Genomic DNA, 10,691 nt, shown 5'->3' on the forward strand with positions numbered 1-10,691 from the left:
GGCCAACTGACCCTATCAATTTCCCGCGACTCGGCGACACAACAAGGGGAGGGTCCTCCAGATCGGCACCGGGTGCACCGTAACGCTGGCTTGTCCACTATCGTCGGTCTGAGCATGCACTCAGCCGATGGATTCCTTATCGGCGTTTGACGGTGCGGGGTGGGGCCATCTCTCCCACGGTCTGTACCCAAGGGTCAGAAGCGGTCCAGGTCCCTCCACCCCGACAAGTCTCCTCTTTCTAAGACTTGCACTGACACCATACAAGCGGTCCTCGACCGCGAAGATTTTGATTTTGATCTTAGCGTCCGGCGTCCGGCGTCTAGCGTCAGGCGCTTTTGCTCTTATTGCCCTTGCGCACGTTTCTGACTCTCAGTGCTTTGTTGCCGCCGCCGCCCTGGTCCACTTCGAACTGTTTGGGGTGGGCGCGCAACAGGTCGCTGAGTTTTTTGAAGCCGTACAGGCGGGTGTCGAAGGCGGGGTTGCGTTTGTTGATGTTCTGGCCGAGCGCGCCCAGGTGCACCCAGTCTTCTTCGTCGGCGATGTCGTCGATCACCCGGGTGATCAGTTTCAGGGGCGGGGCTTCGCGGTTGGTGTCGGCTTTTTTCTGTTCGCTGTCGGTGGTTTTTTTGCCGTCGGTATGAGTGGTGTCGCCGCCGCCATCGTGGTCGGCGCGCAGGATTTCGGTGTAGATGAATTTATCGCAGGCGGCGACGAACGGGTTCGGTGTTTTGCGCTCGCCAAAGCCGTACACGGTGAGCCCTTCTTCGCGCAGGCGCGCCGCCAGGCGGGTGAAGTCGCTGTCGCTGGAGACCAGACAGAAACCGCTGAGCTGGCGGGTGTAGAGCAGGTCCATGGCGTCGATGATCAGTGAACTGTCGGTGGCGTTCTTGCCCTGGGTGTAGGCGAACTGTTGCACCGGCTGGATCGAGTAATCGAGCAGCACTTTTTTCCAGCCGCCCAGGTTGGGTTTGGTCCAGTCGCCATAAATCCGTTTGACGCTGGCGACGCCGTATTTGGCGATTTCTTCGAACAGACCCTCGACAATCGCCGGGGGCGCGTTGTCGGCGTCGATCAGTACCGCCAGGCTGCGCTGGCTGTCGTTGTCCGGGTTGGCGTTTTTGTCGACCATGGTGTCTTCCTTGCCATCGTGATGAGTTTCAAGATAACGCGAATCACCGGTACCGCGACAGCGCGCTGTCAGCGCGCCGGGGAGGGCGCCATCATGTAGTCGGCGACCATGCGCGTCAGCCCTTCTGCGATCTGCTCCTCGCGCAGCACGCTCTGGCCCTGGCTGACGTGGCGCACCATGGTGAACAGAACGCTGTTGGCGACGATGAACATGCGCACTTGCAGGTCATCAATCGGGTAGTCGCGGTAGTGCTTGAGGAAATAGAGCCGCGCCAGCTCCATGAAATGCTGCTGGAGCACGTCGGCCACGGTGTTGGTGGGCAGGCGGTGCCAGTTGCGCACCAGTTCCAGGTACAGGCCATCGCCGGAGTGCAGCATGGAAAAGCCGAAGCGGATCGCCGCCAGGGTGGTTTGCCGCAGGTCGCTGTTGTCCAGCAGGGGCAGGCGTTTCAGGCCCTGGGCGACCTGGTCGGCGAGGCGCTCCATCAGCGCCAGGATCAGCGCTTCCTTGCCATCGAAATACTGATACAGCGAGCCAACACTGACCCCGGCGCGCTCGGCGATGCGCACCGTGGTGGCGCCGTCCAGGCCGTGTTCGGTGAGGCTGGCGGCGGTGGCGTCCAGGAGCAGCGTGACCATGCGACGGGAGCGTTGCTGTTGGGGGCGTTTTCGCATGAACACTCCAAACGCGAATTGAATGCGAATACATATTCGCATTAGGGTGAGGCTCCCGCAACCGCTTTGGACACTGCCGATGACCGCCTCCGCCCCTGTTCACGCCATTGATCCGCCCGCCGCACCGGCGCGGGTGCGCCCGTTCGCCAAGACCCAGGCGGCCACGCCGGCCTGGAAGCGGCGCCTGCTGGGCCGGCCCCTGGCGCCCAGCCGCCAGGAATACCACGCGGTGGTGGGCGCGCTCAGCGAGGGCGACCGGGAAATGGACGCGCTGGTGGCGTGGATGTACGACTACGGGCTTGGCGAGGCGCGGGCGCTGTTCGAGCAGGCCCTGAACAATGGGCTGGACAGCCTGGAGGCGCCGCCGGAGCCGTTGCGGCGCTTTTTTGCCGGGGTGGAACAGGCGCCGGCCTGGCTGGACCCGGCGCTGCTGGAGCAGGGCGCCCGTTTTATTCATGGCACCGGCCGCGCCGCCCACTTCGTGCTGCGGGATCTGGCCTTGATGGGCGGCTATTTGCTGTCGGGTTTCAATCAGTCGCTGGTGATGACCGGCGCGCTCAGCAAGGGCACCGCCCGGCGGGTGGCGGAGACCGGACAGTGGTGGATCGACTGCACCGAGCCCGGTGGGCTGACGCGGTTCGGGCCGGGCTTTCGCTCCAGCCTGCATGTGCGCCTGGTGCACGCTCTGGTGCGCCGTAACCTGGCGGCGCGGTCGGAATGGAACAGCGACACCTGGGGTCTGCCACTGAGCCAGATCGACATGGCCGCCACCTATCTGGGGTTCAGCGTGGTGATGCTGGGCGGGCTGCGCATGCTGGGTATCCCGATCAGCGGTGGTGAATCGCGGGCGGTGATGCACCTGTGGAGCTACGCCTGCTGGTTGATGGGGGTGGATTCGCGCTGGCTGCGCTTCAGTGAGCGCGAGGGCATGGTGCTGTTGCACCATACCCTGATGACGCAAAGCCGCCCGGACTGGACCAGCCGCGAGCTCGGCCAGGCGCTGGCCGAGGAGCCGATGGCCCGCCATTACCGGGTGCTGCGAAGTGTGCGCCGCCGCTATGCCCGCCATGTGCACCTGAGCGTGACCCGCTATTTTATTGGCCGGGAAAAAATGGGCCAGTTGGGTCTCTCCCAGCGGGTGCTGCCGTGGTACCCGCTGGCCGGCCTGGTGCCGCGCTTGATCGGCTATGGCGTGCCGCGCTTTGTGCCCGGTTTGCGAGGCTGGCAGCAACGCCGTGGCCGACGCGCTCAGCTTGCTACCCTGGCGTCGATGTTTGGGGATCAGGAGCGGGGGTTGACCAAGGGGGATGGGTGAGGTTGGAGGCTAGACGTCGGACGTCGGACGTCGGACGCCAGACGCCAGACGCTAAACCCGGCGCTGATAGCAATGGGGTGTTTACTGAATGGCAGGAAACACTCCGAAAATGTCAGGTTGAGGGTTAAGCGTCTAGCGTCTAGCGTCTAGCGTCCGGCGTCTAGCGTCCGCCCAAACAAAAAAAAGCCGCTGGGGAGCGGCCAAGGGGGGATTCGACGCAGGCAGAGTCGATTCAGAGTTTGACGGTGAGTTTCGCGACCTGTTCGCCTTGGTAGCGGGCCAGGGCCAGTTCCTTGCGGCTGGGTTGGCGGCTGCCGTCGGGGCCGGCCAGGGTGCCGGCGCCGTAGGGCGAGGCGCCGTGGAATTCGCTGACGTCCATTTGTTCCTGGTTGGGGTCGGCGTAGCCCAGAGGCACCAGAATGAAACCGTGGTGGGCCAGGGTCAGCCAGGTGGAGACAATGGTGGTTTCCTTGCCGCCGCCGGTGCCGGTGGAGGTGAACACGCTGGCGACTTTGCCGGCCAGAGTGCCGTTGGCCCACAGGCCGCCGGTCTGGTCCCAGAAGGTCCGCATCTGGCCGCTCATGTTGCCGAAGCGCGTCGGTGTGCCAACGATCACCGCGTCATAGTCCTTGAGCTCTTCCGGGGTGGCCACCGGCGCGTTCTGGTCGGTTTTGCCGCCAGCGGCTTTAAAGGCGTCGTCGGGCATGGTCTCAGCAACCCGTTTGATGTCCACCCGCACACCTTCCACCTGGCGGGCGCCTTCGGCGATGGCGTCCGCCAGCGCTTCGATGTGGCCGTACATGGAGTAATAAAGAACCAGCACGCGCTTCATGGAACCTCCTGTTGTTCGCGATTACGAGCGTGTCACTGTAATCGTGAGTGGGGGACGGACCGAGAGAACTCAAGCGTGCCGATTGATCGGATTATTCGATGGGTGCGCGGCCGAGGCGGGCGGCTCAGCGGGAAGCGGGAGGTTGGCGGCGATCCTTGATCTCCTGCAGCTGCCGGTGGAGCTGGTCGAGCATTTCCTGTTGTTTATCAAGCACGCTCTCGGTGGTGCGTTGCTGTGCGCGCAGAGCTTCACTGCGCTCGCGCAGTTCCTGTTGCTCACGGCGGCTGGCGTCGGCGCGCTCTTGCAGGGCCGCCTGGTCGGCGGAGCCGGCGGTCTGCTCGGCGAGCGCCAGTGGCGGGCAGACAAACGCCAGTGGCGGGCACACAAAAAGGACAAGCAAAAGGGCGGATAAACGCATGGTCACAACACGGCGATAACAATGAAAGGCCGAGTTTAGCAGAACCGCCGGGGCGGTGACCGGGCGCATTGCCCGGGTTCGCCGCACGGCGCTTGGATGGGTCAGATAGGCAGGAAGGCGAGCGCCAGCGCACCCACCAGCAGGGTCACCGCCCACAGCAGCGCGCCCAGAGCGAGCGGCCGCCAGCCGGCCTGGCGCAGCAGATCGACGTGCGTGCTCAGCCCCAGCGCGGCCATCGCCAGCGCCAGCAGGATGTCATCCAGGGCAGCGATGTGCGGCGCCAGGGCGTCGGGGACCAGGCCGACGCCGTTGGCTACCAGCGCCGCCACGAACAGCAGGGCGAACGGCGGCATGCGCACGCCGCCGCCGGGCCGGGCCGGGGCCTCGGCGCCCGGCCGCTGACGGTGCTGGCGGTTGACCAGAGCGACCAGCAGCAGCAGGGTCGGCGCCAGCATCATCACGCGGATCATTTTCACCAGCAGGGCGGTGTCCACCAGCGCCGGGGACATGGCCTGGGCGGCGACGATTACCTGGGCGACTTCCTGCACGGTGGCGCCGGTGAACAGGGCGAAACGCTGGGGATCGCCGAGCAGACCGGGCCATTGGTGATAGGCCAGCGGCAGCAGCAGCATGTTGAGCGTGCCGAACACCACCACCGCCGCCACGGCCATGGCGGTGTCCCGGTTCTTGCCGCCGAGCACCGGTTCCGCGGCGAGCACGGCGGCGGCGCCACAGATGCCGTTGCCGGCGCCGATCAGCAGGGCCGCGGGTTGGCTCATGCCCAGCAGGCGCCGGCCCAGCCACAGGGCCAGCCCCAGGCTGATCAGGATTTGCGCGGCGTCGAGCAGGATCACGCCAATGCCCAGTTCGCCCACCGCCTGCAGTGGAATGCGCAGGCCATACAACACGATGGCGGCTTTCAACACCGGCCCTTTAAACAAGGCCAGCGCCGGCGCGCCCTGGCGCCGCCAATCGGCGGGCAACGGCTGGGCCACCAGCAGCCCGATCAACAGCGACAGGGCCAGTGTGCCCAGGCCCCATTGCCGCGCCAGCGGGGTGGCGGCCAGGGCCATGCCGGCCAACCCGGTGGCCAGGGTCAGGGCGGTAAAGGGCAGACGGTGCAGCGAGATGGCGTTGGATACAGACACAGGACGCACTCCGTGGCGTGAACGTGCCACCACTATGGCGCCCATTGCCCGATAGATATATTTGATAATTATAAAGATATAACTAAAATAAACTTATGAATCAGACTACTCTGCGCCAATGGCGCCTGTTCCTGGCGGTGGCGGAAACCGGCAGCGTGGCCGCCGCGGCGCGCACCGTATCGCTGACCCAGCCGGCGGTGAGTCAGGCCCTTAATCAGCTTGAAGAGCGGGTTGGGGAGCGCCTGTTCGACCGCCTTGGGCGCGGTTTGCATCTGAACCGGGCGGGCCAGCAGCTGGTGCCGGAGGTGCGCACGCTGTTGGCGCAGGTGGCCCGGTGCGAAGGGTTGTTCCAGGAGCCGGGTCTGGAGGTGGCTCTGGCCGCCACCCACACCTTGGGCGATTACTACTTGCCGCCGCTGCTGGCGGTGCTGCGTGAACGGCACGATGGGGCGCGCATTCGCATGGAGGTGGTTAACACCCGGACCGCGGTGGAAATGCTGCTCTCGCTCAGTGTCGAGCTGGCCCTGGTGGAGGGCCCGGTGTCGCACCGGTTACTGAAAGCGCAACCCTGGCGTGACGATGTGCTGGTGCGGGTGGCCGCGCCGGCGCTGGCGGCGCGATTGCCCGCGGACCCGGACCGCTGGCCCTGGGTGATGCGCGAACCCGGCTCGGGCACCCGCGCGGTGATCGAAGCGCGGCTGGGCGAGGCCTTTCCGGCTGCCGAGCGGCTGCTGCAACTGGGTTCCGGCGAGGCGGTGCGCCAGGCGGTGATCGCCGGCGCCGGGGTCGGCTATGTGAGCGAAACCGCCGCCCACGCCGCGCTCGCCGATGGTCGCCTGGTATTGGTGAACGGCGATGGCAGCGGTGATCACCGGCGCTTGGTTCGACCCTTGTATTTGCTTTCTCACCGCCAGCGGGAACCCGGTGCCGGCGAGCGGGCGTTGATGGCGGTGTTGTTCGAAGAGGAGGGGGAGCTTCGCTGGACGCTAGACGCTGGACGCTGGACGCCGGACGCTAGACGCTAGACGCTAAGATCAAAACCCGGAACGGAAAGCATTGCGGCTACGCAAGCGTTGCCCGCACTGCCGCAAAGCCCCGCCGTCTCGGGTTAAGCGTCCAGCGTCTGGCGTCCAGCGCTCTAAGACGCCAGACGCTAGACGCTAGACGCTAGACGCCAGACGCCAGACGCCAGACGCTAAGATCAAAACCCGGGGCGAAGAGCATTGCGGCTACGCAAGAGCATTTTGCGCGTGCCTATCGTTGCGGTGCCAGGGTTGAGCGTCCGGCGTCCGGCGTCCGGCGTCAAGCGTTTGACGTCCAGCGCTTCGAAAAAAAACGCCCCGAAGGGCGCCCTGAAAGGCCGGAGTGGGCCGGCCGTGGAGAACGGGTGGGGTCAGTCGTTGAGCATTTTCTTTTTCATGTCTTCGTCGATCCAGATGCGCGCGTAGATGGTGTTGGGTTTGGTGGCGCCGACGCGCAGTTCGCCGTAGTAATTTTTCACCCAGGGCCACCAGGCGGAGTAGACCATTTCGGTGGGCAGCCAGACGTGGGGCACGGCTTCTTCGATGATGAAGTCGTTCAACTGGCGCAGTTCGGTGTCGCGTTTTTCCTGGTCGGGTTCGGTGATGGCGGCTTCGATGCGGCGGTCGAAGTCTTCGTTGCTGTACCAGGAGGCGTTCCAGGTCTGGCCGCTCATGAAGCTCTTGCGCAGCACCGCGATGGGGTTGCCGGAGCTGTTGTTCATGAGGTAGCCGCCGGCCTGGTTCTTGCCGCGCATGTTGGCGCGGTAGGCACCGTATTCCAGCGTTTTGATGTTCATCTTGACGCCGATCTGTTGGTAGTAAGCCTGCAGCATGGCGACCAGATCCATTTGGTAGGGGCTGCAGGAGCAGGCTTGCAGATCGAAGCTGAAGCCGTTCGGGTAGCCGGCTTCGGCGAGCAGTTTTTTCGCTTCCTCGGGTTTGTAGTCGAACAGTTCCCGGGCTTTGGGGGACAGCTTTTCCAGCGGGGTGTAGTAGTTGTTCCAGCGCTGGGCGAACGGGTAGTTGAGCAGGGCACCTTCACCGTTGAGCAGGGAGTCGAGGATGGCGCGCTGATCCACCGCCAGGTTCATGGCGCGGCGCACGCGCACGTCGTTGAACGGTTTCTGGTCGGTGCGCAGGGCGACGTAGGTGCCCTGGGTGCCGACGAACTTGCGGGTGATCAGTTCCGGGGCGCTCTTCTTGAGCTGATCGACCAACTGCCAGCGTACCGCCTCCATGATGTCCAGGCGGCCGGTGCTCAGCGCCGCCACCGCGGCGGCTTCGTCTTTGATGATGTGGTAGATCACCTTGTTGTTGAGCGGCAGGGTGTATTCCTTGCCGTCAATGGTGGTGGTGTCCCAGTAGTCCTTGTTCTTGACGTAGACCTGCTGGCGGCCGGTCTGGATGCTTTCGATGCGATAGGGGCCGGTGCCGGCGGCGTTGTGCCAGTCGGCGCGTTTTTCTTCGCTGAGGTTTTGCCATTCCGGCGGCAGAATGCCGTCGTAGAAGCCCCAGGCCAGCCGGTAGGGCCAGTTGCCATGGAACTGCTTGAAGTAGGCGACCACGGTGTGATCGTCCGGGGCTTCCCAGCGATCAACGAACTCCCAATAGGTGGGAATGGCGCGGCTGCTGGCCCAGCGGGTTTTGAATGAGGTGATGACATCGTTGGCGACCAGTTCGCGGCGCTTCATGACACCGGGGACGTCCTGCCAGTAGACGCCCTTGCGCAGATGGAAGATCACTCGCATCGGGTCCTGCTTTACTTCCCAGCTTTCCGCCAGGCTGCCTTCGAGCTGGTCGTAGGGAATGTAGTCCATCTCGATGAAGTCGTTGACGTCCTTGCCACGCGGTCCGAAGGACAAGTCGCCGCGCAGCAGCGACTCCATTTGCAGGTTGTCGTGGTTGCCTTTCCAGGTCCAGCGCTGCAGGTCCCAGGTGGTGGCGTCCAGGGTGCGGTAGACGGTGGAAACGTTCACGGTGCCGTCGGTTTGCGGGGTTTCGGCCAGCGCCGGCCCGGCCAGGGCGGCGGCCATGGCGCTGAGCAGGGCGAGGGTGGTTTTCCAAATCGGTGTTCGCATGGCTCTCTCCTGGTGTTGTTGTTGTCGGGCCGGGTTATTGCGGCCGGGCCATGGCCTCGGCCTGTTCGGGGTCATGCAGATGGCAGGCCACGGTGTGGCCGGGGGCCAGCTCCATGGTTCGTGGGCGTTGTTGCTGGCACACCGGAGCGGCGTGGGGGCAGCGTGGGTGAAACGGGCAGCCCGGGGGCGGGTTGATCGGGCTGGGTACCTCGCCGTGCAGGGATGGATCAAAGCGCGCTTGTACTTCCGGGTCCGGGTCGGCGATGGGAATCGCCGCCAGCAGGGCGCGGGTGTAGGGGTGCGAGGGGTTGCGGTAGAGGCTTTCCCGGTCCGCCACTTCGACGATGCGGCCCAGGTACATGACCACGATGCGCTGGCACAGGTGGCGTACCACGGCCAAATCGTGGGCGATAAACAGGTAGGTCAGGCCCAGCTCTTTTTGCAGGTCTTCAAGCAGGTTGATCACCTGGGCCTGGATTGAGACGTCCAGCGCCGATACCGGCTCGTCGCAGATCAACAGCTTGGGGTCGGCGGCCAGAGCGCGGGCGATGCCAATGCGCTGACGCTGGCCGCCGGAAAACTCGTGCGGGTAACGCTCGGCCATTTCCGCTTTCAGGCCGACGCGCTCGAGCAGCTCCATGACCCGCTTGCGGTAGGCGGCGCGGCCGCGGGTGAGGCGGTGCACGCGCAGCGGTTCGCCGACGATGTCGAGCACCCGCATGCGCGGATTGAGCGAGCCGAACGGGTCCTGATAGATCATCTGCATGGTGCGGCGCAGCCGCTTCAGGCTGGCGCGGTCGGGGCTGGAAATGTCTTCGCCGTTGAAGCGCACCTGGCCATCGGTGAGCGCGTGCATGCGCAGCACCGCCAGCCCGGTGGTGGATTTGCCGCAGCCGCTTTCACCCACCAGCCCCAGGGTTTCGCCGGCGTGCACCTGGAAATCGACGCCGTCCACCGCTTTTACGGTGCCGGCCTGGCGGCCGAGCAGGCCGGCGTGAATGGGAAAATGCACCTTGAGGCCGGTGACTTGCAACAGGGGTTCAGCGCTTTGCATTGGTGTCCACCCAGCAGGCTTTCCAGTGGTTGTCGGTGAGGCGCTCCAGTTCCGGGCGCTGCTGTTTGCAGCGCGGCTCGGCGAAGCGGCAACGCGGATGAAAGGCACAGCCACTGGGCGGATCGGCGAGATCCGGTGGCTGGCCGTCGATCGGGATCAGGCGCTCGCCGGGGGCCTGGTCCAGGCGTGGCATGGAGGCCATCAAGCCAAGGGTGTAGGGGTGCCGGGGGTGATGAAAAATCTCGCTGGCGGTGCCGCGCTCAACGATGCGTCCGGCGTACATCACGTTGATGCGATCCGCGTAGCGGGCCACCACGCCCAGGTCGTGGGTGATCAGGATCATCGACGAGCGGTGCTCGTGCACCAGGTCGCGCAGCAGCTCCAGAATCTGCGCCTGCACGGTGACGTCCAACGCGGTGGTGGGCTCGTCGGCGATCAGTAATTTGGGCATGCAGGCCATGCCCATGGCGATCATCACCCGTTGGCGCATGCCACCGGACAGCTCATGGGGATAAGCGTCGAGACGTTTTTCCGGGTCGCCCAGGCGCACCTGCCGCAACAGTTCCAGGCAGCGTTCGCGGACTTTTTCCTTGGGCACCGAGCCGTGCACGCGCAGCGGCTCGGCAAGCTGCTGGCCGATGCTCAGGCTGGGGTTCAGCGAGGTCATCGGCTCTTGAAAGATGATCGCGATGTCGCGGCCACGGCGCTGGCGGATGCCTTCGTCGTCCAGGTCCATCAGGTCTTCGCCCTGAAAGTGCACCTGGCCGCCGATAATCTGCCCCGGCGGGCTGGGGATCAGGCGCAGCAATGACATGGCGGTGATGCTTTTGCCAGAGCCGCTTTCGCCGACAATGGCGACGATCTCGCCTTCGCGCACGTCGAAGCTGACCTGATTGACCGCGTGCACCTGGGTGTCGTCTTTCTGAAACACGGTGTGCAGGTCGCGTACTTCCAGCAGGGGTTGCTCGGCGGGGCCGGGCCGGGGCGCGGTGGCGACCGGCGCGGCGGCGGCCGGCGCGGC

At 65.1% G+C, this 10,691-nt stretch carries 10 protein-coding genes; 2 read left to right on the forward strand and 8 right to left on the reverse strand.

Going from position 1 to position 10,691, the window contains the following annotated elements:
- Positions 1–325 precede the first annotated feature (325 nt).
- Complete coding sequence (locus tag CGS25_RS18430) at positions 326–1,129, reverse strand: NYN domain-containing protein (RefSeq protein WP_101676359.1); 804 nt, start codon at positions 1,127–1,129, stop codon at positions 326–328.
- 68 nt (positions 1,130–1,197) lie between these two features.
- Positions 1,198–1,803, reverse strand: coding sequence for a TetR/AcrR family transcriptional regulator (locus CGS25_RS18435; RefSeq protein ID WP_101676360.1), 606 nt, complete (start codon positions 1,801–1,803; stop codon positions 1,198–1,200).
- Positions 1,804–1,882: 79 nt separating this feature from the next.
- Here CGS25_RS18435 and CGS25_RS18440 point away from each other — a divergent pair, with 79 nt between their 5' ends.
- Positions 1,883–3,118 (forward strand): oxygenase MpaB family protein, encoded by a 1,236-nt coding sequence (locus CGS25_RS18440; protein WP_101676361.1) that lies wholly within the window; start codon positions 1,883–1,885, stop codon positions 3,116–3,118.
- Between the two features lie 232 nt (positions 3,119–3,350).
- On the opposite strand, the gene wrbA is transcribed toward CGS25_RS18440, so the two are convergent.
- The 3 genes from wrbA to CGS25_RS18455 all read right to left on the reverse strand — a co-directional run bounded on the left by wrbA (position 3,351) and on the right by CGS25_RS18455 (position 5,516).
- On the reverse strand, positions 3,351–3,950 hold the full coding sequence (gene wrbA, locus CGS25_RS18445; RefSeq protein WP_101676362.1) for an NAD(P)H:quinone oxidoreductase: 600 nt from the start codon (positions 3,948–3,950) through the stop codon (positions 3,351–3,353).
- Between the two features lie 124 nt (positions 3,951–4,074).
- Positions 4,075–4,368: a hypothetical protein gene (locus CGS25_RS18450; protein WP_157933879.1), complete on the reverse strand. Its 294-nt coding sequence runs from the start codon at positions 4,366–4,368 to the stop codon at positions 4,075–4,077.
- Positions 4,369–4,469: 101 nt separating this feature from the next.
- A complete protein-coding gene (locus CGS25_RS18455; RefSeq protein WP_232802498.1) occupies positions 4,470–5,516 on the reverse strand; it encodes a YeiH family protein in 1,047 nt (348 codons plus the stop codon).
- A 95-nt stretch (positions 5,517–5,611) separates the two neighbouring features.
- Here CGS25_RS18455 and CGS25_RS18460 point away from each other — a divergent pair, with 95 nt between their 5' ends.
- Positions 5,612–6,541 (forward strand): LysR substrate-binding domain-containing protein, encoded by a 930-nt coding sequence (locus tag CGS25_RS18460; protein ID WP_101676365.1) that lies wholly within the window; start codon positions 5,612–5,614, stop codon positions 6,539–6,541.
- A gap of 368 nt (positions 6,542–6,909) precedes the next feature.
- Here CGS25_RS18460 and CGS25_RS18465 read toward each other — a convergent pair whose 3' ends face one another.
- The 3 genes from CGS25_RS18465 to CGS25_RS18475 form a co-directional block, all read right to left on the reverse strand.
- Positions 6,910–8,616: an ABC transporter substrate-binding protein gene (locus tag CGS25_RS18465; protein WP_157933880.1), complete on the reverse strand. Its 1,707-nt coding sequence runs from the start codon at positions 8,614–8,616 to the stop codon at positions 6,910–6,912.
- Between the two features lie 34 nt (positions 8,617–8,650).
- Complete coding sequence (locus CGS25_RS18470) at positions 8,651–9,670, reverse strand: ABC transporter ATP-binding protein (protein ID WP_089032785.1); 1,020 nt, start codon at positions 9,668–9,670, stop codon at positions 8,651–8,653.
- Positions 9,657–10,691: ABC transporter ATP-binding protein (locus CGS25_RS18475; protein WP_332872165.1), on the reverse strand; the 1,035-nt coding region annotated here is incomplete at its 5' end. The genes CGS25_RS18475 and CGS25_RS18470, both read right to left, overlap by 14 nt.

Source organism: Alloalcanivorax mobilis (assembly GCF_002864685.1).
Lineage (GTDB): Bacteria > Pseudomonadota > Gammaproteobacteria > Pseudomonadales > Alcanivoracaceae > Alloalcanivorax > Alloalcanivorax mobilis.